Source organism: Sphingomonas sp. Mn802worker, from assembly GCF_000382485.1.
Classification (GTDB): domain Bacteria; phylum Pseudomonadota; class Alphaproteobacteria; order Sphingomonadales; family Sphingomonadaceae; genus Sphingomonas.
The window spans coordinates 212,902-238,849 of the sequence record NZ_AORY01000012.1 but is presented as its reverse complement, the minus strand read 5'-3'; the positions used below and the strand labels follow the sequence as shown (position 1 = coordinate 238,849).

Below are 25,948 nucleotides of genomic sequence, written 5' to 3'. Positions count from 1 at the left end.
GGTCAGGCGGCGTCCTTGCCGCGTGAAATCGCGACCACGCCGGTGCGCGCGACCTCGACCAAGCCGACCTCGCCCATCAGCTCGACGAACTTGTCGATCTTCTCGACCCCGCCGGTCACCTCGAACACGAACGATGAGGTCGTCGCGTCGACGACGCGCGCGCGGTAGACGTCGGCGAGGCGCAGCGCCTCGATCCGGTGATCGCCGGTGCCGCGAACCTTCACCAGCGCGAGCTCGCGCTCGACGTGATCACCCTCGGCAGTCAGATCGTGGACGCGGTGGACGGGGATCAGCCGATCGAGCTGCGCGACGATCTGTTCCAGCGTCGCTGGACTGGCGCTGGTGACGATCGTGATTCGGCTGACCGCCTTGTCCGCGGTTACCTCGCTGACGGTCAGGCTCTCGATATTGTAGCCGCGCGCAGTGAACAGCCCGGCGATGCGCGCCAGGATGCCGGGTTCGTTGTCGACGATGACCGCCAGCGTGTGCCGCTCGGCCGCTTCTTCGCGAATGTGCATGATGGTCCTTCTGCGCTCCCGTGGCGGGAGGAAGCGATGGTGGGCGGAGGCGGGATCAGACGAGCGCGCGCGCTTCGTCGTCCATCGTGCCCGATACCTCGTTCGCCTGCAGGATCATGTCGGTGTGCGCGGCACCCGACGGGATCATCGGGAAGCAATTGGCGAGCTTCGCCACGCGACAATCGACCATCACCGGTCCTTCATGCGCGAGCATCTCGGCGATCCCGTCGCCCAGCTGATCGGGCGCTTCGATGCGGATGCCCTTCCACCCATATGCCTCCGCCAGCCGGACGAAGTCGGGCAGGGAGTCGGAATAGCTTTCGGCGTAGCGGCTCTCATAAGTCAGTTCCTGCCACTGGCGCACCATCCCCATATATTCGTTGTTGAGGATGAAGACCTTCACCGGCAGGCGGTATTGCGTCGCGGTGGCGAGTTCCTGAATGTTCATCTGGATCGATGCCTCGCCCGCGATGTCGATGACGAGTGCACCCGGATTGCCGAGTTGGGCGCCGATGGCGGCGGGGAGGCCATAGCCCATCGTGCCGAGACCACCGCTGGTCAGCCATTTGTTGGGTAGTTCGAAGCCGAAATATTGCGCTGCCCACATTTGGTGCTGCCCGACCTCGGTCGTGATGATCGGCTGACGTGCGTGCGTCGCTTCCCACAAGGCGCGGACTGCGCGTTGCGGCATGATCTCGCCGCAGAAACCGTTCGGCTCGTCCTCGGGGTAGGCGAGGCTGTCCTTGGCGCGCCATTCGGCGATCCGGTTCCACCACGCCGACAGGTCAGGCTTGGCGTACTGGCGTGATTTCCACACCCGGATCATGTCCTCCATCGCGCGCCCTGCGTCGGCGACGATCGCGAGGTCAATCCGCACCGTCTTGTTGATGCTCGACCGATCGATGTCGACATGGATCTTGCGGCTGTTGGGCGCGAAGGCATCAAGCCGGCCGGTGACGCGATCATCGAAGCGCGCGCCGATGTTCACGATCAGGTCGGCCTGGTTCATCGCCCAGTTCGCCTCATAGGTGCCGTGCATCCCCAGCATTCCCAGGAATTGCGGCGACGAAGCTGGGAAAGCGCCCAGCCCCATCAGCGTCGAGGTGACCGGCGCGCCGGTGATCCGCGCCAGCTCGACCAGCAGCTGCGCCGCCGCCGGCCCGGAGTTGATGACCCCGCCGCCGGTGTAGAGCACCGGACGCTCGGCGGCGGCGATCATGTCGACCGCCTGCTCAATTGCGGCGCGATCGGCCTTCAAGGCGGGGCGATAGGTTTTGTGCTGGATCGGACCGGGCTTGCTGTAGCCGGCGGTCGCGACCTGCACGTCCTTGGGGATGTCGATCACGACGGGGCCGGGGCGGCCCGAGGTGGCGATATGGAACGCCTCGTGGATCGTGGGCCCAAGCTTTGCCGGGTCTTTCACGAGGTAATTGTGCTTGGTGCAATGGCGCGTGATGCCGACGGTGTCGGCCTCCTGGAACGCGTCCGAGCCGATCAGGTGCGACGGCACCTGACCCGTGATGACGACCATGGGAATCGAATCGAGCATCGCGTCGGTGATGCCGGTGATCGCGTTGGTCGCGCCGGGTCCAGAGGTGACGAGCACGACGCCGGGCTTGCCGGTCGAGCGCGCATAGCCCTCCGCGGCGTGGGTCGCTGCCTGTTCGTGGCGGACGAGGATGTGCTTGATCTTCTGCGATCGGAACAGCGCGTCGTAGATCGGCAGGACCGCCCCGCCGGGATAGCCGAACACGACTTCCACGCCGAGATCGACCAGCGCCTCGACCAGGATGTCCGCTCCGCTTCGCTCAACCACCACGTCACTCCTTTACCGACGCGAGCAGGTGCTCGCGGTGTGGCGGCGCGCTATGCTATGTAAAGTTGCGCGTCAACCAAGTTAAACGAAATAAAATTGCAAACTAGGCATTTCAGTACGTAGCCATGAAGAAGGGGGCTGGTTGCGAAACCACGTATATTGCCGCTTGGCATAGTGCCGGGTGGCGAGTTGCGTACGCGCCATGGCCTCCTCGCGGCTGATGATGCCGCCAAGCATCGCGGCGATCTCCGGCACGCCGATCGCGCGTCGCACCGGCGCGTCTTCGGGTAGGTCGGGGCGGCCGATCAGCGTGGCGACTTCCTCAATGGCGCCGTCGTCGAACATCGTCTCAAGCCGCCGATCGCAGCGCGCGAACAGTTCTTCTCGCTCCGGCAGCAGCACGGTTGCCGAGAGCGCGATGCGGTCGCCGATCCCGCCGCGACGCTGCTGCTGCCAATGCGACAGCGGCCGGCTGGTCGAGCGCACGACCTCCAGCGCCCGCGCAACCCGCGTGGTATCGGCGGGGGCCAGGCGTGCGGCAGCGGAGGGGTCCTCCTGCGCCAGTGCGGCGTGCGCGTCGGCGACCGGTAGCGCGCGCACGGTCGCCCGCACTTCAGGGTCGATGGCAGGAACAGGTGCGATGCCGTCGAGCAGGGTGCGCAGGTAGAGCCCCGTTCCGCCGACCAGCACGGGCACGCCGCCGACCGCGTGGACCTCGTCGATTGCGGTCGCCGCGTCCTTCGCCCAGCGCGCCGCGGAACACGCTTCCGCGCCATCGACGTAGCCGAACAGTCGGTGCGGCACGCGCACCTCGTCCTCGGGCGACGGCCGCGCACTCAGCACGCGCAGGTCGCGGTAGACCTGGCTCGCGTCGGCGTTGACCACCGTGCCGCCGATCTGTTCCGCCAGTTCGATCGCCTGCGCGGACTTGCCGCTCGCGGTCGGCCCTGCGATGAGCGCGACCCTGGGCCGCGGGGTAGGGGACGACACGATGTTCACAGCAACGCTGATAGCAGCGGGGCGGCTCGCGCCCAACACGCTGGCGGACGCGCGCGACCGGCTGGCGGCGGCGGGGTGCACGCCGACGACGGTCGCCTGGATCGACGAGGGTGACGCGGCAGACGTGACGTTCGGGTCAGCGCCTGAGGCTGCACGCGCCGCTTTGGAGGGTGTGTTTGACCACGTCGATGTCGTCGTGCAGCCGGTCGAGGGACGCGCCAAGCAGCTGCTCGTCGCCGACATGGATTCGACCATGATCACGGTCGAGTGTATCGACGAATTGGCCGGCTATGCCGGTATCAAGCCGCAGATTGCCGAGATCACCGAACGCGCGATGCGCGGCGAGCTCGACTTCGAGGCGGCGCTCGACGCGCGTGTGGCGCTGCTACGCGGGCTGGACGAGACGGCGATCGACCGCTGCCGCGCCGAGCGGGTCACGCTGATGCCGGGTGCGCGGACGTTGGTGCGGACCATGCGCGCGCGCGGCGCAACCGCAGTGCTGGTGTCGGGCGGTTTCACTCGCTTCGCCGAGCCGGTCGCGGCCGAAATCGGCTTTAATCGCGCGATCGCCAACGTGCTGGAGATTGAGCACGGAGAGCTGACCGGAACGGTGGCGCGCCCGATCGTCGGCGCTGCGACCAAGAAGGCGACGCTGCTCGATTACCGCGCGGAGCTGGACCTAGGCGAGTGGGCGACGCTTGCCGTGGGAGATGGTGCTAATGATCTTACGATGATCGAGGTCGCCGGGCTCGGCATCGCCTTTCACGCCAAGCCGGTCGTGGCCGCGGCCGCGGGCGCGCGGATCGACCATAACGATCTCTCCGCGTTGCTATGGGCGCAGGGGATACCACGCGCCGAGTGGGTCGACTGAGCGGGGCGATCGCCGCTCAGCCGGTCATCACCCGATCAGCCCGCCAGTGCGGCCTTCACCAGCCCGCTGGCCTTGCTCATGTCTAGGTTGGCGGCGTGACGCGCTTTAAGCTCGGCCATGACGCGGCCCATGTCCTTCATGCCACCGGCACCTAGCTCGGCCTTGATCGTCTCAATCGCTGTGAGGGTCTCGTCCTCGCTCATCTGCTGGGGGAGGAAACGTTCGATCACCGCGACCTCGGCTTCCTCGCTCGCCGCCAGTTCTTCGCGTCCGCCCTTGCGATACATGTCGATCGATTCGCGGCGCTGCTTGACCATCTTCTGCAGCACCTCGACGACCAGTGCGTCGTCGGCCGGCGTGCCGGGTTCGGGCGCGCCGCTGGTGCGCGCCTCGATGTCGCGGTTCTTTACCGCGGCCTGGATGAGGCCGATTGCGGCGCGGGCTTCCTTGTCGCCCGACTTCATGGCGGCGATCTGGGCTTGCTTGATGTCGTCTCTGATCATGGCGGCTGCGATAGCGCGGGTGCGCGGCGGAGGCGAGGGGCTGGGATTGGTTGACGAACGGAGACGGTGGCACTAGCGGGCGGGGCTTAGCGACATCGCAGATTTTGACACGGAGTGCCCGCCGATCATGGCCGACGCCAAGCCTTTGCACGCGCCTAAACCGGAAGGGGCGACCGGTGTCCTCGTGCTCGCCTCGGGCGAGGTCGTCTGGGGTCGCGGCTTCGGTGCGGAAGGCGCTGCGGTGGGCGAGGTGTGCTTCCACACCGCGATGACCGGGTATCAGGAGATCATGACCGACCCGTCGTTCGCCGGGCAGATCATCACCTTCACCTTTCCGCACATCGGCAACGTCGGCGCCAACCCCGACGATATCGAGGCCGACGCGCCGCACGCGCTCGGCATGATCGTGCGCGAGGACGTGACCGCGCCGTCGAACTTCCGCGCGGTCGAGAACCTCGACGGCTGGATGCGCCGCCACGCGCGGATCGGCCTGTCGGGGATCGACACGCGTGCGCTGACGAAGCGCATCCGCGCCGGCGGTGCGCCGAACGGCGTCGTCGCGCACTCGGCGGCGGGCGAGTTCGACCTCGACGCGCTGCTGGAGATGGCACGCGTGTGGCCCGGGCTCGAGGGCATGGACCTTGCCAAGGCCGTGTCGACCGAGACGCATTACGCCTGGGGCCAAACGCGCGAGGGCGGTCCGTGGCGGCTCGGCTTCGGCTATGGTGGCGCGGAAGGCGAGGCGCGCCCGCACGTCGTGGCGATCGATTACGGCAGCAAGCACAACATCTTCCGCAACCTTGTTCACGCAGGGGCCAAGGTCAGCGTCCTGCCTGCGACCGCGACGTTCGAGCAGGTGATGGCGCTCGCGCCCGACGGCATCTTCCTGTCGAATGGTCCCGGCGACCCCGCCGCTACGGCCGAGTATGCGGTGCCGGTGATCCGCCAACTGCTCGAGACGAACAAGCCGCTGTTCGGCATCTGCCTCGGTCACCAGTTGCTCGCGCTCGCGGTCGGCGCGCGCACGACCAAGATGTTCCAAGGCCACCGCGGCGCCAACCACCCGGTCAAGCGCGTCGATGCCGATGGTGCGACCGAGCAGGTCGAGATCACCAGCATGAACCACGGCTTTGCGGTCGAACGCGACAGCCTGCCGGCGAACGCGCGCGAAACGCACGTGTCGCTGTTTGACGGCAGCAACGCAGGGCTTGAGTTGACCGATAGGCCGGCGTTCTCAGTGCAGTATCATCCCGAGGCGAGCCCGGGGCCGCAGGACAGCTTTTACCTTTTTGAACGGTTTGTAGGTTCTTTGCGTTGACCGCTAATCGAAAGCCTTGGCGACCCGAATATCGGTTTCGACGTTTCGAGTTTGCACGTGATATTAGGGTCAATCGAAGGTCAATTCCGCCGCTTAGATTCGGACCTCACCTCGCTCGCTCGGGCTTGAAGCGGATCGCTGAACATTACGGCATCGTCTTTGTTGAGGTTGATCAAAGGACGCCAAAAGCTTTCCGGCTTGCCGTGCCGCAACTGCTTAACAACGATCGCTTGCGACGACTGGCCAATTATATCGATCGAACACCACGACTGAGAAGCCTCGGCAAATTGTCGCGAGCCATTAGACGGCAGCTGGCGATGCACGACCGCCTCCTTCACAAGAGATATTAATGCCCAAACGCACCGACATCTCCACCATCCTCGTCATCGGCGCGGGGCCGATCGTCATCGGTCAGGCGTGCGAGTTCGATTATTCGGGCACGCAGGCGATCAAGGCGCTGCGCGAGGAGGGCTATCGCATCGTCCTCGTCAATTCGAACCCGGCGACGATCATGACCGATCCCGATCTGGTCGGCAGCGACGGCGCGACCTACGTCGAGCCGATCACGCCCGAGGTCGTCGCCAGGATCATCGAGAAGGAGCGCCCCGATGCGGTGCTGCCGACGATGGGCGGGCAGACCGCGCTCAACACTGCGCTCGCGCTGTTCCGCGATGGCACGTTCGAGAAGTTCGGCGTGCAGATGATCGGGGCTGATGCCGATGCGATCGACAAGGCGGAGGACCGGCTGAAATTCCGCGATGCGATGGACAAGATCGGGCTGGAGAGCGCGCGCTCCGCGATTGCGCATACCGAGGCCGAGGCACTCGCAGGGCTGGAGAAGGTGGGGCTGCCCGCGATTATCCGGCCGAGCTTCACTCTGGGCGGCACCGGTGGCGGCGTCGCGTACAACCGTGAGGAGTTCCTCGACATCGTGCGCAAGGGCCTCGACGCCTCGCCGACGACCGAGGTGCTGATCGAGGAATCGCTGCTCGGCTGGAAGGAATATGAGATGGAGGTGGTCCGCGACCGCGCGGACAATTGCATCATCATCTGCTCGATCGAAAACGTTGACCCGATGGGGGTGCACACCGGCGATTCGATCACGGTCGCGCCCGCGCTGACGCTGACCGACAAGGAATATCAGATCATGCGCAACGCCAGCGTCGCGGTGCTGCGCGAGATCGGGGTGGAGACGGGCGGCTCTAACGTCCAGTTCGCGGTCAACCCGAAGGACGGCCGCCTGATCGTGATCGAGATGAACCCGCGCGTGTCGCGATCGTCTGCGCTGGCGTCGAAGGCGACCGGCTTTCCGATCGCCAAGGTCGCGGCGAAGCTAGCGGTCGGCTACACGCTCGATGAGATCGAAAACGACATTACGGGCGCTACCCCGGCGGCGTTCGAACCCACCATCGACTATGTCGTGACGAAGATCCCGCGCTTCGCGTTCGAGAAGTTCAAGGGCGCGGAGGCCGTGCTGTCGACCGCGATGAAGTCGGTCGGCGAAGTGATGGCGATCGGTCGCAACATCCACGAGTCGATGCAGAAGGCGCTGCGCGGGCTGGAAACCGGGCTGTCGGGCTTCAACAACGTCGATCGCCTGATCGGCGCGCCGCGCGCGGAGATCGAGGCGGCGCTTGCGGTCGCCTCGCCCGACCGGCTGCTTGTCGCAGCACAGGCGCTTCGCGAAGGCTTCACCGTCGCCGAGGTCCACGCGATCGCCAAGTACGATCCGTGGTTCCTCGAGCGGATCGCCGAGATCGTCGCTGCCGAGACGGAAGTGATGGAAAACGGCCTGCCGATCGATGCGGCGGGTATGCGCCGGCTGAAATCGATGGGGTTCAGCGACAAGCGGCTCGCCTGGCTGGCGCTGCAATCGGCCAATCTGCGCGGGATGAGCCGCGGGATCGCGCGCGGGTCGGGATTGATCCATGAGGCGGTCAAGGCGATGACCGGCGGCGTGACCGAGGACGAGGTGCGCGCGCACCGCGTGAAGCTGGGCGTTCGGCCGGTGTTCAAGCGGATCGACACCTGCGCGGCCGAGTTCGACGCGAAGACGCCGTACATGTACTCGACCTATGAGGCGCCGTCGTTCGGCGAGCCCGAGAACGAGGCGATGCCGTCCGACCGGCGCAAGATCGTGATCCTTGGCGGCGGACCCAACCGGATCGGGCAGGGGATCGAATTCGACTATTGTTGCTGTCACGCCTGTTTCGCGCTGGCGGACGCCGGGTTCGAGACGATCATGGTCAATTGCAACCCGGAGACGGTGAGCACCGACTACGACACCTCCGACCGGCTCTATTTCGAGCCGCTGACCGCCGAGGATGTGCTCGAAATTCTCCACGTCGAACAGTCGCGTGGAGAATTGGTGGGTGTGATCGTGCAGTTCGGCGGGCAGACGCCGCTCAACCTCGCGCGCGCGCTGGAGGCGGCAGGCATCCCGATCCTCGGCACCGCGCCCGACGCGATCGACCTCGCCGAAGATCGTGAGCGCTTCGCGGCACTCGTCAACAAACTCAAGCTGTTGCAACCCTCGAATGGGATTGCGCGCAGCCGCGACGAGGCGATCGCGGTCGCGCACCGGATCGGCTATCCCGTGCTGATGCGGCCGAGCTACGTGCTGGGCGGACGCGCGATGGAGATCGTCGACAGCGACCAGCAACTCGACGATTACATCCTTACCGCGGTTCAAGTGTCGGGCGACTCGCCGGTGCTGATCGATCAATATCTGCGCGACGCGGTAGAGGTCGATGTCGATGCGATCTGCGACGGCGACGATGTCGTGGTCGCGGGCGTGCTGCAGCATATCGAGGAAGCGGGCGTCCACTCGGGCGACAGCGCGTGCTCGATCCCACCGTACAGCCTGTCGGCCGAGATCATCGCCGAGATCGAGCGCCAGACCGAGGCGCTCGCTCGCGGGCTGGGTGTCGTCGGGCTGATGAACATCCAGTTCGCGGTCAAGGATGGTCAGGTCTACCTCATCGAGGTCAACCCGCGCGCCAGCCGCACCGTGCCGTTCGTCGCCAAGGCGATCGGCGCGCCGATCGCGAAGATCGCCGCGCGCGTGATGGCGGGCGAGAAGCTGCGCGATCTGCCGCCGATCGATCGCGACATCGATTACTTCGCGGTCAAGGAAGCGGTGTTCCCGTTCAACCGCTTTCCCGGAATCGATCCCGTGCTCAGCCCGGAAATGAAGTCGACCGGTGAGGTGATGGGGATCGACCGAGATTTCACCACTGCATTTGCGAAGGCGCAGCTTGGTGCGGGTACGGTGCTGCCGACCACGGGCGCCGTGTTCGTGAGTGTCAAGGATGGCGACAAGCCGCTGATCGTGCCTGCGGCAAGGCAGCTGGTGGACGCGGGCTTCGCGATCATCGCGACGGGCGGCACGGCGGATTATCTGTCGCGCGCCGGATTGCCGGTCGAACTGGTGAACAAGGTCGCGCAGGGTCGTCCACATATCGTCGACCGGATCAAGGATGGCGGCATCGCCTTGATCATCAACACGACCGAAGGGTGGCAGAGCCTGAAGGATTCGCAGCCGATCCGCGCCAGCGCGGTAAACGGCCGCATTCCGTATTTCACAACCGCATCGGCCAGCATCGAGGCGGCGAAAGCCATCGCGGCAGGCGCGCGTGCCGGCGAGCGCGGGGCGCTTGAAGTGCGACCGTTGCAATCCTATTATTCGCAATCGCACAACTGAACCTCGGACATACAGTGTGATCGTGCGTGCGGCCTTTGCAGGGGAGGCCGCTCGGGGGCGTTTGAAGGAAGTGACGCATGGCAACCGTTGAAAAGATGCCGATGCTGCAGGAAGGCTATGAGAAGCTGAATGCGGACCTGAAGCGTCTGAAAACCGAGCGCCCGCAGATCGTCGACGCGATCGAGGAAGCGCGTGCGCACGGCGATCTTTCAGAAAACGCCGAGTATCACGCCGCAAAGGAACGCCAGGGGCAGATTGAGGCATCGATCGCGGATATCGAGGACAAGCTCAGCCGCGCGCAGATCATCGATCCGCGTGATCTGTCGGGTGACAAGATCGTATTCGGCGCAACCGTGACACTGCTTGACGAGGACGACAAGCCGATCCGCTATCAGATCGTCGGCCAGACCGAGGCCGACGCGAAGGGTGGCCGCATCAGCTACAATTCGCCGCTTGGTCGTGCGTTGATCGGACGGAGCGTCGATGATGAGGTCGAAGTCACCGTCCCGTCGGGCGACCGCTATTATCTGGTGTCGAAGATCGAATTCATCTGACCCAGGGGCATCGCCTTGGCTGACATCGTTGCAGCCGGGGTGATGAGACGCACCGCTGACGACACTAGCGCCTGTTTGTTGGCTCGTTGACGCCTCTAACAGGCACCTCTGTTACAGGCGGCCTGTTAGCTTCACGTCGCCGAACATCGCAAACTTGGCCGTCCGGCTATGCTCGGCAACCGACTTTCCTTTAGCCATGTCACCGGAGCAGGCTTAGGCCTCGGCGGTCAGAGTTGGCTCGAACAGACGGTGTAGGTGCACCACGACATACTTCATCTCGGCATCGTCGACCGTGCGCTGTGCCGCGCCGCGCCAGGCCTTCTCGGCGCTGGCGTAATCCGGGTAGACGCCCACGACGTCGATCGAGGCGAGATCGTTGAATTCCAGCGTGCGCGGATCGCTGACGCGACCGCCGAAGACGAGATGAAGCTTGCTCATGCGCGCTCCTCTAGCGTCCTCGGCGATAAAGGTGAAGGGTCAGGCGGGCGTTGAGCCGGCGACCGGCTTGTCACCGGCGTGACGCAGCTCGTCCTTGCCGGCTGATGCTGCTGCCTTGCCTGCAGTAGCGGCGGCACCGGCTACATTTTGCAGCAGTGTCTTCACCTGTTCCTTGGCTCCGCCCTTTGTCAGCCCGATGTTCTGCAGCTCGCTCTTGCCGCTTTCCTTTGCGGCAGAAAAGGCGGCCAGGGCGGTCGCGCCGAGCCGCTTCCCGACCGGCGCAAGCAGTTCCTTCTCCTTGGCGCTCCGGGGGACGACCGCACCGATCAGCGCACCCAGCGCCACGCCGCCGGCGACGATCGCGAGCGGATTGGCTTCGGCTGCATGTGCCGTTTGATGTGCGACTTCGCGCGCCTTCTCACGCGTGGTTTGAGCCGCATCGCTCACCGCCGCCTTGGCGCTGTCCAGTCCGTCGCGCAACGTGCTGTGATCGTGTGCGTGATGATGCTCGGTCATGTCGTCGTTCCTTTCGAACGTAGATGATTAGCGGGGGCGCTTTAGATGAAGGGGTGTTGCGGGCGATGGTGGGCGCTTGGCGAGACCGAGGGCGCGGGCGAGCGGCTTGCGGCAGAGGAAGAGAACCACTGCGGCAACTCCTCCGGTGACCGCACCAGGACGCTGCATCGCGGTCTTGATCGACGCGCGGGCGGCGCTCTGCGCCCCGTCACTGACACCGGCGACAGCGGTGCGGGCGAGTTTGCGCGGTGCAAGCTCCCCCTGTAGCTGCTCTACCGTTCCGTTGAGCCGTGCTCGCGCCTCTACAGCACGCGCCTCCGCGGCGGCAACATCGGCAGGACTGCTCACGCCTGGACCTTGGGTGAGAAGCGGTTCTTGCCGACGATCCCGAGTGTTGCCGCGATCAGCAGCGTAACCCCGACGACCACCAGCGTGGCGAAACCTGGGCCGATCAACGTCGCGAGCGTGTCGATCATTCCGACGAGCAGCGCAATCAACGCCGCGAGTGCGAGCACGGCAGCCGCTGCGAAGAAGACGATCGCGTTTTTGTAGCGGCCGATCGCCTCGCCGACCTTCGCCTTTTGCAAGGCTAGTTCTGCGCTCGCCAAGTCTTTCGCATCACCGGCCAGCTGCGACACAAGAGTCGTCAAACTTGCTTCCGGTGCAACACGCCCTTGCATCGCACCGGCCGCGCGCCTGATCGGCGTCACGTTGCTGGGATCGTTCATGGAGTCAGGCGCCGCGCTGCTCGACACCGGCGGACACCAGACGCGCCACGACGAAGCCCAGCGCTGCGGCAATGCCGACAGCGACGCCTGGGCTCTTCTTTACCAGCTCACGCGCTTCGTCGAAGATTTCGTCGACGGTGGTCTCGTCAAGCTTGGCACCGAATGACTGCACCTGATCGGCAGCGTTGCGTGCATATTGGCCGTACTGCGTCCCGATCTTGTCATCGACCTGCGCCGCCGCATCGTTCAGGATCTGGGTCAGCTGACCGAGTGCATCGGTCGCCTTCGACTTGCCGTCTTCAGCGAGCAGGCGCACGCGGTCGGTCGCCTGACCACGCAGGTTCGACGCACCTTGCTTGAGTGTATCCTGTGTTTCAGTGGCCGTGGCCGACAACGTTGCGCCAGCATCACCCTTCGATGAGGCCACTGGCTGGGCCGAGGCATTGCTGTCAGCGGGCTCGATGTCGGCGCTCGTCATCGGGGACAATTCGCTGCGATCGATCGGGTCGGCCATCGTGATCAAATCCTTCATGGTTTTGTCGTGAACCCCGTGCATCGCCGCCGGTTCCCTCGCGTTGCGGCTTCACACGCCGCTCGCTACAGCCGGCCACGACATTGCTTTGCCGGAAAAGCTAAGGGGATCGTTACGTGACCGCAATCATCGACATACACGCACGCCAGATCGTGGACAGCCGCGGTAATCCGACGGTGGAGGTCGATGTGCTGCTGGAGGACGGAAGCTTCGGCCGCGCGGCCGTTCCCTCGGGCGCGTCGACCGGCGCGCACGAGGCGGTCGAGCGGCGCGACGGCGACAAGGCGAAGTGGGGCGGAAAGGGCGTCGATCAGGCGGTCACCGCGGTGAACGAGGAGATCGCAGGCGAGATCGTCGGCATGGACGCCGAGGACCAGCTCGAGATCGACCACGCGATGATCGCGCTCGACGGCAGCGAGAACAAGGGGCGGCTGGGCGCCAACGCGATCCTTGGGGTCAGCCTGGCTGTCGCAAAGGCAGCAGCGGATGCGCGCGGGCTGCCGCTCTACCGTTATGTCGGCGGCGTCGCGGCGCATGTACTGCCGGTACCGATGATGAACATCATCAACGGCGGCGAGCACGCCGACAATCCGATCGATTTCCAGGAGTTCATGATCATGCCGGTCGGTGCGCCGTCGCTCAGCGAGGCGGTGCGGTGCGGCTCGGAAATCTTCCACACGCTGAAGAAGGGCCTGCACGACAAGGGGCTGGCGACCGCGGTGGGCGACGAGGGTGGCTTCGCGCCCAACCTTGCCAGCACGACCGATGCGCTCGACTTCATCATGGTGAGCATCGAGAAGGCCGGCTACACGCCGGGTGACGACGTGATGCTGGCGCTCGACTGCGCGGCGACCGAGTTCTTCAAGGACGGCAAATACGTCATCTCGGGCGAGAACCTGACGCTCGAACCCGGTGCGATGGCAGAATACCTCGCCAATCTCGTCGCACGCTACCCGATCCTGTCGATCGAGGACGGCATGGCCGAGGACGATTTCGAAGGTTGGAAGGCGTTGACCGACGCGGTCGGTGGCAAGGTGCAGCTGGTCGGCGACGACCTGTTCGTCACCAACCCGAAGCGGTTGCGCGACGGGATCGGCCGCGGACTCGCCAACTCGTTGCTCGTGAAGGTCAATCAGATCGGGACGCTGTCGGAGACGCTCGAGGCGATCCGCATCGCCGAGCGCGCGGGCTACACCGCGGTGATGAGCCATCGTTCGGGCGAGACCGAGGACGCGACGATCGCCGACCTCGCGGTTGCGACCAATTGCGGGCAGATCAAGACCGGCAGCCTGGCGCGGTCGGATCGGCTCGCCAAGTACAATCAGCTGATCCGCATTGAAGAGGAACTGGACAAGGTCGCGCATTACGCGGGTCGCGACGTGCTCCGCACGCGCTGAAGCGTCTTGCAAGCAGGGCGCATCTGCGCGATTTTGTCGCGCGATGCGCCGCAAGCCGACACCTCCGTCTGTCCTCCTCCGCCGTGCCGCGGTTCCCGCCGCCGCCCTGTCGGTGATGGGGTTCTTCGGCGCTTATGCGGTAACCGGATCGAACGGTGTCTTCGCGCTTGGCGACTACAAGCAGCAGATTGCCGCGCGCGAGCGGCAATATGCGGTGCTGGATGCGCGTCGAACAATGCTGCGCAACCGTGTCGCGCTGCTTGATCCCCGCCACGCCAATCCCGACCTGGTCGACGAGCTGGTGCGCAAGGAATTGAATGTCGCACACCCGGACGAGGTGATCGTCCCCTTGAAGTAATCGGCGGAGCCGCGACGCGCAGCTCCGCCGACAGTGTCAACGCAGGAAGGTCAGCAAGTCCTGCGTCAGCCGATCGCCCTCGGTCGCGAAGAGGCCATGTGGCGCGCCGTCATATTCGACCAGCTGACTGTTCGCGATCGCGGCTGCGGCAGCGCGGCCGGCCGTGTCGATCGGCACCGTCTTGTCCGACGTGCCGTGCAGCACCAGCGTCGGCACGCGGAAGGCGGGCAGGTCGGGCCGAAAGTCGGTGTGTCCGAAGCTTTCCGCGCAGGCTAGCGTGGGTTTCAATCCCGCCTGCATCGCTAGACGCCACGCCCAATCGATCGTCGCGCTGCTGACCGGGCTGGTCAGGTAACCCTCGCCGAAGAAGTCCTTGAAGAACGACTGGAAAAAGGCCGGGCGATCCTTTTTGATGCCATCGGCGATCTCCTGCAACTTCTCCTCTGGCGTGCCGTCGGGATTGTCGTCGGTCTTGAGCATGTACGGCACGACCGACGAGATCAGCCCGGCCGAGACGACGCCGCGACCTTCGTGGCGGCTCATGTAGCGTGCGACTTCGCCACCGCCCATCGAGAAGCCGACGATGCTGGCGTCGCTTTCCGCGCCGGTCGCCTTCATGACGTCGGCCAGATCGTCGGTCAGGGTGTCGTAATCGTAGCCCGACCACGGCTGGCCCGACCGACCGAAGCCGCGACGATCATAGGCGATGACGCGAAAACCGGCGTCGGCGAGCGCCATCATCTGCGGGTCCCAGCTGTCAGACGATAGCGGCCAGCCATGAATCAGCACGACCGGGCGGCCGGAGCCCCAGTCCTTGACGTAGATGTCGGTGCCGTCGCGTGTCTTGACATAGGGCATGTGGTTGAACTCCGGCGGTTTGTGCGCCGGATCAACGTGGGCGAGGGAGCACTGTTCCTGTCAACGTGCACCGTTGTCGAGGAAATGCTCCACCCGATCGAGCGACACGGTCTTGTCGAGAAACGTTTGACCTATTCCGCGCGCCAGCAGGAACGGGAGCGTGCCGGCCGCCATTTTCTTGTCGTGACGCATATGGTCGACCAGCCGGGCGGCCGGCGCGGTGATGCCTGAGGCGGACAGCCCATCCGGCAGGCCGCTGTCGCGCCAGTGCGCCGCGACACGGTCGGACGTCTCGCGCGTGCAGAGCCCGATCGTGGCCGAATAGTCGAAGGCAAGCCCGCAGCCCGCCGCCACCGCCTCGCCGTGGAGCAGCCGGTCGGAAAAGCCCGCCTCCGCCTCAAGCGCGTGGCCGAACGTGTGGCCGAGGTTGAGCAACGCGCGGCGGCCCTTCGTCTCGAACTCGTCCTCGCCGACGATCCGCGCCTTGGCGGCGACGGCATGGGCGATCGCATAGGCGCGTGCGTCCGCGTCGCCTTGAAGCAACGCCGCCCCGTTCGCCTCGCACCAGGCGAAGAAGTCGGCGTCGTCGATCAGGCCGTATTTGACGACCTCGGCATAGCCGGCGCGCACCTGCCGCACGGGCAGCGTGTCAAGCACATCGGGGTCAATCAGTACGAGGGCGGGTTGATGGAATGCGCCGATCAGGTTCTTTCCCGCACGCGCATTGATGCCGGTCTTCCCGCCGACCGAGCTGTCGACCTGCGCGAGGAGGGTCGTGGGTATCTGCACAAAGCGGCATCCGCGCTTCAGGATCGCGGTCGCGAAGCCGACGAGGTCGCCGATGACGCCGCCGCCGAGCGCGATCACATGATCCTGCCGCTCTACACCATGTTCAAGCAGCGCATCGCACAGACGTTCGAGCACGGCCCAGCTCTTCGTGCCCTCTCCCGACGGCAGCACGATGTCGTGCGCGGCAATGCCGCAAGCGCGCAACGATCGGCGCAGCGTCGCCAAGTGCGGCGCGACATGTTCGTCGGCGACGATCACCACTGGGCGCGTGCCGACGAGCGGCGCGAGCTCGTCGCCCGCGCGCGCTAGCAGACCGCTCCCGATCCGCACTTCGTAGCTGCGCTCGCCAAGCGCGACCGGGACCACCTTCATCGACCAATTGCCTCCAGTATCGCGCGCACGGTATTCTCGTGCGGCGCATCGGCGCTCGCCACCCGTAGGTGCGCGAGGCTGTAAAACGGGGTCCGCTTGGCGGCGAGATCGCGCAGCACGGCGCCGGCGTCGCGACCACGCAGCAGCGGCCGCGTGTCGCGGCGGCGGACGCGGTCGACCAGCACGTCGACGGGCGCGTCGAGCCAGACCGACAAGGCGTCAGACAGGATCAGCGCGCGGGTTTCGTCGTTGATGAACGCACCGCCCCCGGTTGCGATCACCTTCGGCTTGCCGTCGATCAATCGCGCGATCACACGGCGTTCGCCGTCGCGGAAATAATTCTCGCCGAAGCGGTCGAAGATGTCCGCGATCGTCATGCCTGCTGCATGTTCAATCTCGTGATCGGCATCGACGAACGGAAGCTTGAGCCGGTTGGCAAGTCGCCGCCCGACCGTCGACTTGCCCACGCCCATCAGCCCGACCAGAACGATCGGCCGCCCCGTCCAGGCGGGGGTCACGGGCGGGCTATGCAACATGATGCGGCGGGCTATACAGCGCACTTCGACGCCGACGCCAGACCTAGCGCTCGGTGAAGTCACCTGTTCATGCTAAGGTCCCGATATGCGTTTCATCGTCTCGCTCGTGGTGCTGATCGTCCTGGTCGTGGGCGCGCTGTTCTTCTTCGCCGGGCGCGCGACCGAGCGGCCGGTGACGCAGATCGAGCAGCCGGTCGAGCTCGGCAACCTTGCCAATTAAGCACCTGCTGATCGGGGCCGCTGCGGTCGCGATCGCGGCGACCGCGCTGGCGCAGGAGCGGCCGGAATCGCTGCTGCCGCCGGGGTTCGGGCAGACACCGTCGCCGGCACCCGCGCCGACCCCGACATCTGGCAGGGCGAACGATGCCGTGACGGCCCCGCGTGCGGCCGCGACCGCTAGTGCGTTGCCAGCGCTGCCGTCGCTGGTCCTGCCAAGCCCGACGCCGACAGCATCGCCGACGCCCGATGCGGCGCAGCTTGCGCTCTACGAAATGCCAGCGTTCGCGCGCCGATCGCTGCAACAGGTCGGGCCGGTCGGTGCCGGCGAGGGCGGGGTAGGTGCGGACGCGTTCGGTCGTGCCGACGGCCGCTACCTCGAAGTCCTGATGCGACGATTGTCCGCGCCGCTGCCGTCGCGCTGGATGTCGATCGCGCTGCGCCGCCTGCTCGCCTCACAACTGAACACGCCGGCGCATGTCAATGGCGCGGATTTTGCGGCGGAGCGGGCGTGGCTGCTGCTGCGGATGGGCGAGTCGGTCGCGGCGCGCGCAGTGGCGCAGTCGGTCGATGCGGACAACGTCACGCCCAAGCTGGCGCAGGTGTGGATGCAGACCGCACTCGCCAACGCCGATCCCGCCGGGCTGTGCACGCTGGCGCAGTCCCCGCGCATTGCGCAGAGCGAGCCCGGCTGGATCGCGGCGCAGGCGATGTGCGCCGGGATGACCGGTGAGCCGACACGACCGCTGGTGCAGAAGCTACGCCGTTTAAAGGTCGCGAGCGGTGTCGACCTGCAATTGACGCAGAAGGTGATCGGTGCGGGTGCCGACAGCCGGCAGGCGATCACGATCGAGTGGGATGCGGTTACGCAGTTGAACGCGTGGCGCTGGGGCCTGGCAACCGCCACCGGCGTCGTCGTGCCCGAGGAATTGCACGCGACGGTGGGTTCGCAGCTGAGTGGCTGGCGTGCGCTCGCGCCCGCGATCCCGCTCAGCGATCGTGTCGTGCCGGCCGAGCGCGGCGCGGCGATGGGCATCCTGTCCAATGCTGCGCTGGTCGATCTGTTCGCCGCATCGCGCGAGCTGGAGGAGGCGCCCGCGCCGCTGGCGCAGGCCGCGAACGATCTGCAGGACGCGTATGTCGGCGTCGATCGGGCAACCCGGTTGAAGGCGATGACGGCATTGTGGAGCGGGGCCGAGACGCCCGAGCTGCGTTATGCCCGGCTGATCCTGACCGCGCGTGCGGCTGGTCGATTGACCGTGTTCGACGGTGTCGAGCAGGCGGATCAGCTGATCGCGTCGATGCTCTCGGCCGGGCTCGATCGCACGGCGCTGCGCTGGCAAGGCCATGTGCCCGCGGGCAGCGATGCTTGGGCCATGCTGCACATCGCCGAGCCGGACCGGACCGGCAGCGGATGGGGCAGCGTCGACGATTACGCGCCGAAAGGGGCGAACGCATCGCGCAAGAAGCAGCTGTTCTTCGCCGCGATGGCGGGGCTTGGCCGCATGAGCGCGAGCGATGTCGAAGCGGGTGCGCAGTCGCTCGATGTCCGCATCGGCGCGACCGACGCCTGGACCCGCGCGCTCGACCGTGCGGCAGCCGAAGGGCAGTCGGGCACCGTCGTGCTGCTCGCCGCGACGGGCATGCAGACGAACGATTGGGCTGGCGTGCCACCCGCAGCCTTGTACCGCATCATCGGTGCGCTGCGTGCGGTCGGATTGACCGGCGAGGCGCGGATGATCGCGGTCGAGGCATTGACCCGACTATGACGGCGACGTCGCCGACCGGCTGCGTGAGCGACCGCGACGCGATCGAGCGGTTCCTGGAGATGATGGCGGCGCAGGCCGGCGCGGCACGCAACACATTGGCGGCGTACCGGACCGATCTGCGGCTCGCGTCCGGGCTGCTGGATGGTCGGCTCGCGATCGCGGATGCCGCCGCATTGGGGGAGCTGGCAGCGAGCTGGAGCGCTTTGTCGCGGGCGAGCGTGGCACGCAAGGCGGCGGCGCTCAGGCGTTTCTTCGCGTTTCTGGTGGAAGAAGGCGATCGAACCGACGATCCTTCGCCCGCGCTGCCGCGCCCCGGCAGCGAGCGCGGACTCCCGCGTACGCTGTCGCACGATGACGTTGACCGGCTGTTCGCCGCGGTCGCCGAACGGCTGCGACGAGAGCCGGCGCTCGCGCCCGACCTGCGGCTGTCTGCGCTGCTGGAATTGCTCTACGGCTCCGGGCTGCGAGCGAGCGAACTGGTCGGCCTGCCGCGCGGGGCGGTGCAGGCGGACAAGCCGTTCCTGATCCTGCGCGGAAAAGGCGGGCGCGAGCGGCTGGTCCCCTTGTCCGATCGCGCGCGCGCGGCAGTGGCGGCATGGCGTGCGCACGTGCCGACCGATCAGGCGTTCCTGTTTCCATCGGGCAAGACGCATCTCTCGCGCGTGCGCCTGTTTCAGATCGTTCGCGCGATCGCGGCAGAGGCGGGCATCGCGCCCGACCGCATCAGCCCGCACGTGCTACGCCATGCCTTTGCGACCCACCTGCTGGAGGGCGGCGCGGACCTGCGTGCGCTGCAGTCGATGCTGGGTCATGCCGACATCGCGACAACCGAGATATACACGCATGTCGACCGGAGCCGACTGGTCGAACTGGTCAATGAGCGGCATCCGCTGCGCGAGGCGCTCGTTGACGCTGGCGCGCGCGCGTCCTAACCGCGCGCGATGCTCAAATTCCTCGACTACGAGAAGCCGATCGCCGAATTGCAGGCGCGCATCGACGAACTGCGCGATACTGGTGCGGAGGGCGGCGTCGATATCGCCGCCGAAGTGTCGCGGTTGCAGGCCAAGTCGGACAAGCTGCTGAAGGACACGTTTGCCAAGCTGACGCCGTGGCAGAAGACGCAGGTCGCACGGCATCCCGAACGCCCGCACTTCAAGGATTATGTCGCCGGGCTGTTCAGCGACTATATGCCACTCGCCGGCGATCGGGCGTTTGGTGACGACCAAGCGATCCTGGGCGGCTTCGCGACGTTCCGCGGACGCCGCGTGCTCGTGCTCGGGCACGAAAAGGGCTACGACACCGCGACGCGACTGCGGCACAATTTCGGAATGGGAAAGCCGGAAGGATATCGCAAGGCGATCCGGCTGATGGAACTGGCCGACCGGTTCGCGCTGCCGGTCGTGACGCTGGTCGATACCTCGGGTGCGTTCCCCGGCATCCAGGCCGAGGAGCGCGGACAAGCCGAGGCGATCGCGCGATCGACCGAGACGTGCCTGTCGCTCGGTGTGCCGTTAATTTCCGCGATCGTGGGTGAAGGCGGCTCGGGCGGCGCGGTCGCGCTGGCGAGCGGCAACAAGGTGCTGATGTTCGAGCACGCGGTCTATTCGGTCATCTCGCCAGAAGGGTGCGCCTCAATCCTGTGGCGCACGGCCGACAAGGCGGCGGACGCGGCGGAGGCGATGAAGGTGACCGCGCAGGATCTGCACGCGCTGGGTATCGCTGACACGATCGTGCCCGAGCCGTTGGGCGGCGCGCACCGCGATGCTTCGCGTGCGATCATTAACTTGGGTGACGCGATCGAGCAGGCGCTGGCTGAGCTGTCACCGCTGGATGCTGCGGCGCTGCGGCAAGCGCGGCGGGCGAAGTTCCTGGCGATGGGGCGCGTCTGACCCGCCAAGTGCGCATCTAGACGCACGAATAAGGGCGGCGGATCGCTCCGCCGCCCTCCATTTTGGCATGCCTGCCGGTAGGTTACTTGGCGGTACCAGCCGTCGATGCCGTGCCCGACGCGGTGTCCAGACGTGCGCCAGCGGTGGCGAAGGTGTTCTTGATCGAACCACCCAGGTTGGACATGGCGGTGATGGCGGCGACGGCGATCAGCGCTGCGATCAGGCCGTATTCGATGGCGGTGGCGCCCTTGTTGTTCTTCAGGAATGCGCGAATCTGCTGCATGTCGATCTCCGATGACTTTTCGAAACTTCAGTTACCCGGCTGGTTTTCCGAAGTCCGGTAGCCAGCGTTGCCGTGATACGCGCGAAGCAATTGCGAAATGTTTAATAGCGATGCTTAATCATGGGTTTGCGACCGCGCTGCTCACCTGGCCGTTGACGTCGCTCCACAACCCGGTCGTCTGCGACGCCACCTGCGCGATGGCGGTGAGCGCGGCCAGCGCGATAAGCGCGGCGATCAGTGCATATTCGACCGCCGTGGCGCCGCGACGCGCCCGAACCAGGCGCGTGATTGCACCAAGGAGGGTTTGACGGCGCTTCATCGACGGGGAGACTAGCGAATGAGCCTTAACGATTCGCTTCCTCAACACCCGGCGCCGATCCGCTCGCCGTTGATCGTCGTCGCGGCCGCCCTCTGCGACGACGTCGGACGCGTGCTGATGCAGCAGCGACCGGCGGGTAAGGCGCACGGCGGTCTGTGGGAGTTTCCGGGCGGCAAGGTCGAGGCAGGGGAGACGCCGGATCAAGCGCTTGCCCGCGAGTTGCTGGAGGAACTCGATATCCGGGTGGCGATGGCTGACCTGACGCCGCACGGCTTCGCAACCGATGCGGACGCCAAACGGTGCATGATCCTGCTGCTGTTCCGGTGCACGCGTTGGCGGGGTGTTCCACGGGGACTCGACGCCAGTGCACTGTGCTGGGATCAACCGGCGGCGCTGCGACGCCTGCCGATGCCGCCGCTGGACATACCGCTGCTGGAAACGCTGATCGCGCGGTCCTGAGGCGGTAGGCCGGCGCCCTGCCGCCGATGTCGGGGGCGAGAGGAACTGGTGACACGCTGCTGTCGCGCCGCTAGGCCATTGCGGTGAGCGCGTTCCGCCGTCTTCTCGTGCATCGTCACCTTGCCGTGCTGATCTTCGCGGCGGCGTTGCTGATGAAGCTGGCGGTGCCAGGTGGCTATATGGTCAGCGACGAAGCGGGTTGGCCCACGATCACCTTGTGCCCTCAGGTCACTTCGACCCAGATCCAGTCGGTTGAGGCCACGATGGACGACTTGGTGCACATGGACATGATCCATGCCGACGCGGCCGACAAACGCAGCCCGTCACACTCGGACGGGAAGGCGGAACTGCCGTGCGTCTTCTCCGCGCTTGCCGCCGCGACGATCGCGGCGACCGACCCGCTGTTGCTCGTCGCGCTGATCGCCTTTGTCATGGCACTGGGCATCAGCGGCATCGTCCTGCCCGGCCGGACGGAACCGGCACGGTCGCGTCCGCCGCTGAGAGGCCCTCCCACACTTCTGTGACCTGAGTTGCGTCGCGCTGATCCGCGGCTTCTTTTCCAACGGCGCGGGCTGGCTGCTGCGCCGGTCACAGGTGTTTTATGTCAACTTTCATCTTACGACTGGGTGCGGCATTGCCGTGCCTGCTGCCTGCCGCGCCCGTTGCAGCGCAAGTGCGCGACGGTGACATCGTCGTCGAGGGCGCGCGCGATCCCGTCAAGCTCGATCAATCGGTCCAGGCGAGCAGCAGGCTCGGGCTGACGATCCGCGAAACGCCGGCAAGCGTCGAAGTGCTGGACCAGAACGAATTACAGGTCCGCGGGCTGCGCACCGCACGCGAGACGTTCAACGACGTGGTCGGCGCGGTGGCGGGTAACGTGCCCGGAAACCCGGCCGTCGTCTCTTTACGCGGGTTTGCGGGCAACACCGTCTCGGTCCTGCAGGACGGGGTACGGATCGCCGCCTCGACGGTCGTGCAGCGTGACAGCAACAACTGGCATTACGACCGCGTCGAGGTGCTGAAAGGCCCGGCGTCGGTCCTGTACGGCGAGGGGGCTCTCGCGGGCGTGATCAACAAGGTGACGCGCAAGCCCGTGCTCGGCGAGGAGCATTTCGACAGCCTGGTTTCGGTCGGCAGCTTTGACACCGTATTCGCCGCCGCAGGGGTCAACCTGCCGGTAACGGGCGATCTCGCGGTCCGTGCGGATGCAAGCTACCAACGCTCGCGGAGCCTGTACGATGTCGACAACAACGACACCTTCTCCGCCGGGCTGACCGCCAGCGCGCTGTGGCGGCCGAGCACGACGCTGTCGGTGCTGGTCGCGGTCGATCATTTCGAGGATCGCTACGACGCCACCTATCAAGGGCTGCCGCTCATCCCGGCTCGCTACGCGCTGCGGCCAAGCGCTGCGGTCGAGAGTACGAGCGGGCTGGTCGCCGACCGGCCGCTCAGGCGGCGCAACTACAATCCATTGGGTGCCTATTCCGGCGCGGACGAGACGACATGGCGGTCGCGCATCGATTGGGTGATCGGTAACGGTTGGACCGCAGCGCTCGACCTGACCGGTTACATCGCCGACCGTGCGTTCCTGCTCGCCGACACGCAGACCTTCGTCGCGTCGGACGCTGTCTTTCCACACGGAAGTTTTCGCCAGAGCTATCAGGATTTCCGCCACGATCATCGCTTCTGGAATGCGCGCGGGGTTGTCGGGCATGATGGCGCGATCGCCGGGCTGCGCAATCGTTTCAGCCTTGGTGCCGAGTATAACGACACCGACTTCATCAGCCTGCGGCAGCAGGCGCCGGCTGGCGCATTGCCAGCGGTCGACGTGCGCGATCCGGCGGTGATCGCACGGCCGACCTCGCCCGCGATCTACACCAGCGGCAACGTGACGTTCGAGTCGAAGCTGCGGCAGGCATCAGTGTTTGCGGAGGATGCGGTGAACCTGACGCCGAAGTGGCTGCTGCTCGGCGGCATCCGCTGGGACCACATCGCGCTGCGCCGTGCGACGATCCAGAACGTGACCGGCGCGGTCGACCGCAACGATCCGAGCTTCGATCCCGTGTCGTGGCGGGCGGGCACGACGTGGGAGGGGTGGCCGGGGATCACGCTCTACGCGCAATATACCACCGCGGTGTCGCCGGTGTCGACGATCCTGCTCGCCTCGATCGCAAACAGCCGCTTCAAGCTGACCAGCGGCCGCTCGTACGAGGGCGGCTTCAAGGCAGGCACCGCGAGCGGGCGGATCAGCATCACCGGCGCGGCCTACCGCATTGAGCAGCGCGACATCATCACGCGCGATCCGGCCAATCCCTCGCTTGCGGTCCAGGGCGGACGCCAGTCGTCGCAGGGCATCGAGTTGATCGCCGCGCTTTCCGCATCGAAGTCGCTGCGCCTGTCGGCCGGCGCATCCTATACCGACGCACGCTATGACGAGTTGAGCGAGGTCGTCTCAGGCATAGCGGTCAGCCGACGCGGCAATCGGCCGATCAACGTGCCATCGACGACGCTGAACGCGACCGCGCTTTATACGATCGCCGACAAGGTGACGATCGGTGGCTTCCTGCGTCACGCCAGCGATTTCTACACCGACACGGCGAACACGATCCGCGTTGCCGGGCACACCACGCTGGACGCAAGCATCTCGGTCCCGGTCGCGCGCGGGGTCACGTTGACGGCGCGAGGGCGCAACCTGACCGATGCGTTCTACGGCGAATATTCGGGCTATCCGAGCACCAACGTGTACATCGCGGCGCCGCGGTCGTTCGAGCTTGCGCTGGCGACGCGGCTGTGACGGCCATGCTGGTGAGTGAGCGAACGCGGACGGCCGCCTTTCACCGCGCGGTGTGGCGCTGGCATTTCTGGGCCGGGTTGATCGTCGCACCGTTCCTGCTGATGCTGAGTGCGACCGGCGCGATCTATCTGTTCAACGATGAGTTGAATGATGCGATCTATCCCGAATTGCGTCTGGTCGCGCCACATACGACCAGTGTTCCGGTCTCGGAGATGGTCCGTGCGGCACTGAGCGCGCATCCGGGCGCGGCTTCGCGGGTCGACGTGCCGGCGTCGAACACGCGCGCGGCGGTGGTCTACGTGACGCCGAGCGACGGCGTGCCGCTGCGCGTGCACGTCGATCCGGGAAGCGGACGCGTGCTCGGCAGCCTGGTGTACGAGCGCACGCTGGTCGGGATCGCGGACGGGCTGCACGGATCGCTGATGATCGGCACGGCGGGTGATCGGCTAGTCGAACTGGCGGCGTGCTGGGCGTTGGTGCTGCTCGTGACGGGCACGATCCTGTGGTGGCCGCGTGGGTCGGGGCGGTGGCGCAAGGCGGGCGTGCTGTGGCCGCGCTTCGACCTTCGAGGCCGGCGCTTCTGGCGCGCGCTGCATGGCCCGGTCGGGGTGTGGAGCATGGGGCTGATCGGCTTCCTGATCGTGACGGGGCTGCCATGGGCGGGGGTGAGCGGCGACCTGCTCCAGCGGGCGAGTGCGGCGGCCGGCGTCGGCTATCCGCCGTCGTTTCGCACCCACAATGCACCGCACAGCGTCTCGATGAAGGCGGCGCTCGGACAGGTGCCGTGGACGCTCGAAGCAGCGCCAATGCCGCAATCGAATGGCGGAGACCAGCATCAGGGGCATGCCGGCCACGAAGCGCCGGCGGCGACGCACGATGCGGCTGCGATCGCCGGCATCGACCGCGTGACGCGCTTGTTGGCGCGGCGGCATCTCGTCGGGGGTTACTGGCTTTACCTGCCGGCTGGCCCGGACGGCGTGTATGCCGCGATTACCTACCCCGACCGGCCACAGGGGCAGCACACGATCTATGTCGATCGCTACAGCCTGCGACAGATCGGGCAGGAGGTCGACTATGCCGATTACGGCATTGTCGGAAAGGCGGTCGAGTTAGGTGTGCAGTTGCACATGGGCAATTACTTCGGACGTCCCAATCAATTGCTGATGCTTGTGCCCTGCATCGCGATCTGGGTGTTGACGATCAGCGGGGTGGCAATGTGGTGGAAGCGGCGACCGCGCGGATCGACCGGCGCGCCGTCGCCGATCGCCGGCGCACGCGCGCGCGGTCTGATCATCGCGCTGGTCGTTGCGGGGCTCGTGCTGCCGTTGTTCGGTGCGTCGCTGCTGCTCGTGGCGGGGCTGAACCTGCTGCTTGATCGATTGCTTCCTGCCCAGCGATTGGCCTGAAGAGCCG

General features: G+C 66.2%; 27 protein-coding genes. 14 read left to right on the top strand and 13 right to left on the bottom strand.

Going from position 1 to position 25,948, the window contains the following annotated elements; translation table 11 throughout:
- Positions 1–2: 2 nt before the first annotated feature.
- From ilvN to miaA, 3 genes are all read right to left on the bottom strand, one after another.
- Positions 3–518, bottom strand: a complete 516-nt coding sequence (gene ilvN / locus SMN802W_RS0111135) for an acetolactate synthase small subunit (RefSeq protein ID WP_019516987.1) — start codon at positions 516–518, stop codon at positions 3–5.
- 55 nt (positions 519–573) lie between these two features.
- Positions 574–2,334, bottom strand: coding sequence for a biosynthetic-type acetolactate synthase large subunit (gene ilvB, locus SMN802W_RS0111130; protein WP_026326027.1), 1,761 nt, complete (start codon positions 2,332–2,334; stop codon positions 574–576).
- Positions 2,335–2,415: 81 nt separating this feature from the next.
- Complete coding sequence (gene miaA, locus SMN802W_RS0111125; RefSeq protein ID WP_019516985.1) at positions 2,416–3,324, bottom strand: tRNA (adenosine(37)-N6)-dimethylallyltransferase MiaA; 909 nt, start codon at positions 3,322–3,324, stop codon at positions 2,416–2,418.
- A gap of 1 nt (position 3,325) precedes the next feature.
- On the opposite strand from miaA, the gene serB reads away from it, so the two are divergent.
- Positions 3,326–4,204, top strand: coding sequence for a phosphoserine phosphatase SerB (gene serB, locus SMN802W_RS0111120; RefSeq protein ID WP_026326026.1), 879 nt, complete (start codon positions 3,326–3,328; stop codon positions 4,202–4,204).
- A gap of 35 nt (positions 4,205–4,239) precedes the next feature.
- Here serB and SMN802W_RS0111115 read toward each other — a convergent pair whose 3' ends face one another.
- On the bottom strand, positions 4,240–4,707 hold the full coding sequence (locus SMN802W_RS0111115) for a GatB/YqeY domain-containing protein (RefSeq protein ID WP_019516983.1): 468 nt from the start codon (positions 4,705–4,707) through the stop codon (positions 4,240–4,242).
- A 127-nt stretch (positions 4,708–4,834) separates the two neighbouring features.
- Here SMN802W_RS0111115 and carA point away from each other — a divergent pair, with 127 nt between their 5' ends.
- From carA to greA, 3 genes are all read left to right on the top strand, one after another.
- Positions 4,835–6,025 (top strand): glutamine-hydrolyzing carbamoyl-phosphate synthase small subunit, encoded by a 1,191-nt coding sequence (gene carA / locus SMN802W_RS0111110; protein WP_019516982.1) that lies wholly within the window; start codon positions 4,835–4,837, stop codon positions 6,023–6,025.
- Positions 6,026–6,374: 349 nt separating this feature from the next.
- Complete coding sequence (gene carB, locus SMN802W_RS0111105; protein ID WP_019516981.1) at positions 6,375–9,728, top strand: carbamoyl-phosphate synthase large subunit; 3,354 nt, start codon at positions 6,375–6,377, stop codon at positions 9,726–9,728.
- A 77-nt stretch (positions 9,729–9,805) separates the two neighbouring features.
- Positions 9,806–10,282 (top strand): transcription elongation factor GreA, encoded by a 477-nt coding sequence (greA, locus tag SMN802W_RS0111100; protein WP_019516980.1) that lies wholly within the window; start codon positions 9,806–9,808, stop codon positions 10,280–10,282.
- 213 nt (positions 10,283–10,495) lie between these two features.
- On the opposite strand, the gene SMN802W_RS0111095 is transcribed toward greA, so the two are convergent.
- The 4 genes from SMN802W_RS0111095 to SMN802W_RS0111075 form a co-directional block, all read right to left on the bottom strand.
- Positions 10,496–10,720, bottom strand: coding sequence for a DUF4170 domain-containing protein (locus SMN802W_RS0111095; RefSeq protein ID WP_019516979.1), 225 nt, complete (start codon positions 10,718–10,720; stop codon positions 10,496–10,498).
- A 39-nt stretch (positions 10,721–10,759) separates the two neighbouring features.
- Positions 10,760–11,236, bottom strand: a complete 477-nt coding sequence (locus tag SMN802W_RS16935) for a hypothetical protein (protein ID WP_019516978.1) — start codon at positions 11,234–11,236, stop codon at positions 10,760–10,762.
- A gap of 344 nt (positions 11,237–11,580) precedes the next feature.
- Complete coding sequence (locus SMN802W_RS0111080) at positions 11,581–11,916, bottom strand: phage holin family protein (RefSeq protein ID WP_026326025.1); 336 nt, start codon at positions 11,914–11,916, stop codon at positions 11,581–11,583.
- 52 nt (positions 11,917–11,968) lie between these two features.
- The gene (locus SMN802W_RS0111075; protein WP_019516975.1) at positions 11,969–12,496 is read right to left on the bottom strand and encodes a hypothetical protein; all 528 of its coding nucleotides are present in this window, start codon (positions 12,494–12,496) and stop codon (positions 11,969–11,971) included.
- A 116-nt stretch (positions 12,497–12,612) separates the two neighbouring features.
- Between SMN802W_RS0111075 and eno the strand changes: the two genes are divergently transcribed.
- The gene (eno, locus tag SMN802W_RS0111070) at positions 12,613–13,893 is read left to right on the top strand and encodes a phosphopyruvate hydratase (RefSeq protein WP_019516974.1); all 1,281 of its coding nucleotides are present in this window, start codon (positions 12,613–12,615) and stop codon (positions 13,891–13,893) included.
- Between the two features lie 43 nt (positions 13,894–13,936).
- Positions 13,937–14,251, top strand: coding sequence for an FtsB family cell division protein (locus tag SMN802W_RS0111065; RefSeq protein WP_026326023.1), 315 nt, complete (start codon positions 13,937–13,939; stop codon positions 14,249–14,251).
- A gap of 36 nt (positions 14,252–14,287) precedes the next feature.
- On the opposite strand, the gene SMN802W_RS0111060 is transcribed toward SMN802W_RS0111065, so the two are convergent.
- The 3 genes from SMN802W_RS0111060 to SMN802W_RS0111050 are packed head-to-tail and all read right to left on the bottom strand — an operon-like array spanning position 14,288 to position 16,806.
- Entirely contained in the window at positions 14,288–15,109 is an 822-nt protein-coding gene (locus SMN802W_RS0111060; protein ID WP_019516972.1) for an alpha/beta fold hydrolase, read from the bottom strand.
- Positions 15,110–15,169: 60 nt separating this feature from the next.
- On the bottom strand, positions 15,170–16,270 hold the full coding sequence (gene aroB / locus SMN802W_RS0111055) for a 3-dehydroquinate synthase (RefSeq protein ID WP_019516971.1): 1,101 nt from the start codon (positions 16,268–16,270) through the stop codon (positions 15,170–15,172).
- A complete protein-coding gene (locus SMN802W_RS0111050; RefSeq protein WP_026326022.1) occupies positions 16,267–16,806 on the bottom strand; it encodes a shikimate kinase in 540 nt (179 codons plus the stop codon). The genes aroB and SMN802W_RS0111050 overlap by 4 nt, the downstream gene beginning before the upstream one ends.
- An 85-nt stretch (positions 16,807–16,891) precedes the next feature.
- Here SMN802W_RS0111050 and SMN802W_RS18840 point away from each other — a divergent pair, with 85 nt between their 5' ends.
- The 4 genes from SMN802W_RS18840 to SMN802W_RS0111030 are packed head-to-tail and all read left to right on the top strand — an operon-like array spanning position 16,892 to position 20,680.
- Positions 16,892–17,026 (top strand): hypothetical protein, encoded by a 135-nt coding sequence (locus SMN802W_RS18840; RefSeq protein WP_019516969.1) that lies wholly within the window; start codon positions 16,892–16,894, stop codon positions 17,024–17,026.
- Positions 17,016–18,791 carry a hypothetical protein gene (locus SMN802W_RS0111040; protein ID WP_019516968.1) on the top strand — a complete coding sequence of 592 codons (1,776 nt, stop codon included), beginning with the start codon at positions 17,016–17,018 and terminating at the stop codon, positions 18,789–18,791. Before SMN802W_RS18840 ends, SMN802W_RS0111040 begins: the two co-directional genes overlap by 11 nt.
- Positions 18,788–19,723 (top strand): tyrosine recombinase, encoded by a 936-nt coding sequence (locus SMN802W_RS0111035; RefSeq protein WP_019516967.1) that lies wholly within the window; start codon positions 18,788–18,790, stop codon positions 19,721–19,723. Before SMN802W_RS0111040 ends, SMN802W_RS0111035 begins: the two co-directional genes overlap by 4 nt.
- 9 nt (positions 19,724–19,732) lie before the next feature.
- Complete coding sequence (locus SMN802W_RS0111030; RefSeq protein WP_019516966.1) at positions 19,733–20,680, top strand: acetyl-CoA carboxylase carboxyltransferase subunit alpha; 948 nt, start codon at positions 19,733–19,735, stop codon at positions 20,678–20,680.
- Between the two features lie 82 nt (positions 20,681–20,762).
- Here SMN802W_RS0111030 and SMN802W_RS0111025 read toward each other — a convergent pair whose 3' ends face one another.
- Together SMN802W_RS0111025 and SMN802W_RS0111020 are read right to left on the bottom strand one after the other, a co-directional pair.
- Complete coding sequence (locus SMN802W_RS0111025) at positions 20,763–20,963, bottom strand: Flp family type IVb pilin (RefSeq protein WP_019516965.1); 201 nt, start codon at positions 20,961–20,963, stop codon at positions 20,763–20,765.
- Positions 20,964–21,081: 118 nt separating this feature from the next.
- Positions 21,082–21,327, bottom strand: coding sequence for a Flp family type IVb pilin (locus SMN802W_RS0111020; protein ID WP_238560189.1), 246 nt, complete (start codon positions 21,325–21,327; stop codon positions 21,082–21,084).
- Here SMN802W_RS0111020 and SMN802W_RS0111015 point away from each other — a divergent pair.
- The 4 genes from SMN802W_RS0111015 (at position 21,301) to SMN802W_RS0111000 (ending at position 25,941) form a co-directional block, all read left to right on the top strand.
- On the top strand, positions 21,301–21,741 hold the full coding sequence (locus SMN802W_RS0111015) for an NUDIX domain-containing protein (protein WP_019516963.1): 441 nt from the start codon (positions 21,301–21,303) through the stop codon (positions 21,739–21,741). The two genes, SMN802W_RS0111020 and SMN802W_RS0111015, sit on opposite strands and share 27 nt — an antisense overlap.
- Positions 21,742–21,824: 83 nt before the next feature.
- Positions 21,825–22,265: a hypothetical protein gene (locus SMN802W_RS0111010; protein WP_019516962.1), complete on the top strand. Its 441-nt coding sequence runs from the start codon at positions 21,825–21,827 to the stop codon at positions 22,263–22,265.
- A 77-nt stretch (positions 22,266–22,342) separates the two neighbouring features.
- Positions 22,343–24,535 carry a TonB-dependent receptor gene (locus tag SMN802W_RS0111005; RefSeq protein WP_156818848.1) on the top strand — a complete coding sequence of 731 codons (2,193 nt, stop codon included), beginning with the start codon at positions 22,343–22,345 and terminating at the stop codon, positions 24,533–24,535.
- Positions 24,536–24,540: 5 nt separating this feature from the next.
- Positions 24,541–25,941 carry a PepSY domain-containing protein gene (locus SMN802W_RS0111000; RefSeq protein WP_019516960.1) on the top strand — a complete coding sequence of 467 codons (1,401 nt, stop codon included), beginning with the start codon at positions 24,541–24,543 and terminating at the stop codon, positions 25,939–25,941.
- Positions 25,942–25,948 lie beyond the last annotated feature (7 nt).

What these genes read in the sequence shown, in the direction of transcription:
- aroB (WP_019516971.1), bottom strand. Translation starts at nt 16,270, where the DNA reads ATGAAGGTGGTCCCGGTCGCGCTTGGCGAGCGCAGCTACGAAGTGCGG.
- ilvN (WP_019516987.1), bottom strand. Translation starts at nt 518, where the DNA reads ATGCACATTCGCGAAGAAGCGGCCGAGCGGCACACGCTGGCGGTCATC.
- SMN802W_RS0111095 (WP_019516979.1), bottom strand. Translation starts at nt 10,720, where the DNA reads ATGAGCAAGCTTCATCTCGTCTTCGGCGGTCGCGTCAGCGATCCGCGC.
- SMN802W_RS0111080 (WP_026326025.1), bottom strand. Translation starts at nt 11,916, where the DNA reads ATGCAAGGGCGTGTTGCACCGGAAGCAAGTTTGACGACTCTTGTGTCG.
- SMN802W_RS0111030 (WP_019516966.1), top strand. Translation starts at nt 19,733, where the DNA reads ATGCTCAAATTCCTCGACTACGAGAAGCCGATCGCCGAATTGCAGGCG.
- SMN802W_RS0111025 (WP_019516965.1), bottom strand. Translation starts at nt 20,963, where the DNA reads ATGCAGCAGATTCGCGCATTCCTGAAGAACAACAAGGGCGCCACCGCC.
- SMN802W_RS16935 (WP_019516978.1), bottom strand. Translation starts at nt 11,236, where the DNA reads ATGACCGAGCATCATCACGCACACGATCACAGCACGTTGCGCGACGGA.
- SMN802W_RS0111005 (WP_156818848.1), top strand. Translation starts at nt 22,343, where the DNA reads ATGTCAACTTTCATCTTACGACTGGGTGCGGCATTGCCGTGCCTGCTG.
- greA (WP_019516980.1), top strand. Translation starts at nt 9,806, where the DNA reads ATGGCAACCGTTGAAAAGATGCCGATGCTGCAGGAAGGCTATGAGAAG.
- SMN802W_RS0111035 (WP_019516967.1), top strand. Translation starts at nt 18,788, where the DNA reads ATGACGGCGACGTCGCCGACCGGCTGCGTGAGCGACCGCGACGCGATC.
- SMN802W_RS0111065 (WP_026326023.1), top strand. Translation starts at nt 13,937, where the DNA reads ATGCGCCGCAAGCCGACACCTCCGTCTGTCCTCCTCCGCCGTGCCGCG.
- SMN802W_RS0111060 (WP_019516972.1), bottom strand. Translation starts at nt 15,109, where the DNA reads ATGCCCTATGTCAAGACACGCGACGGCACCGACATCTACGTCAAGGAC.
- SMN802W_RS0111050 (WP_026326022.1), bottom strand. Translation starts at nt 16,806, where the DNA reads ATGTTGCATAGCCCGCCCGTGACCCCCGCCTGGACGGGGCGGCCGATC.
- serB (WP_026326026.1), top strand. Translation starts at nt 3,326, where the DNA reads ATGTTCACAGCAACGCTGATAGCAGCGGGGCGGCTCGCGCCCAACACG.
- SMN802W_RS18840 (WP_019516969.1), top strand. Translation starts at nt 16,892, where the DNA reads ATGCGTTTCATCGTCTCGCTCGTGGTGCTGATCGTCCTGGTCGTGGGC.
- carA (WP_019516982.1), top strand. Translation starts at nt 4,835, where the DNA reads ATGGCCGACGCCAAGCCTTTGCACGCGCCTAAACCGGAAGGGGCGACC.
- carB (WP_019516981.1), top strand. Translation starts at nt 6,375, where the DNA reads ATGCCCAAACGCACCGACATCTCCACCATCCTCGTCATCGGCGCGGGG.
- SMN802W_RS0111115 (WP_019516983.1), bottom strand. Translation starts at nt 4,707, where the DNA reads ATGATCAGAGACGACATCAAGCAAGCCCAGATCGCCGCCATGAAGTCG.
- SMN802W_RS0111000 (WP_019516960.1), top strand. Translation starts at nt 24,541, where the DNA reads ATGCTGGTGAGTGAGCGAACGCGGACGGCCGCCTTTCACCGCGCGGTG.
- SMN802W_RS0111015 (WP_019516963.1), top strand. Translation starts at nt 21,301, where the DNA reads ATGAGCCTTAACGATTCGCTTCCTCAACACCCGGCGCCGATCCGCTCG.
- SMN802W_RS0111075 (WP_019516975.1), bottom strand. Translation starts at nt 12,496, where the DNA reads ATGAAGGATTTGATCACGATGGCCGACCCGATCGATCGCAGCGAATTG.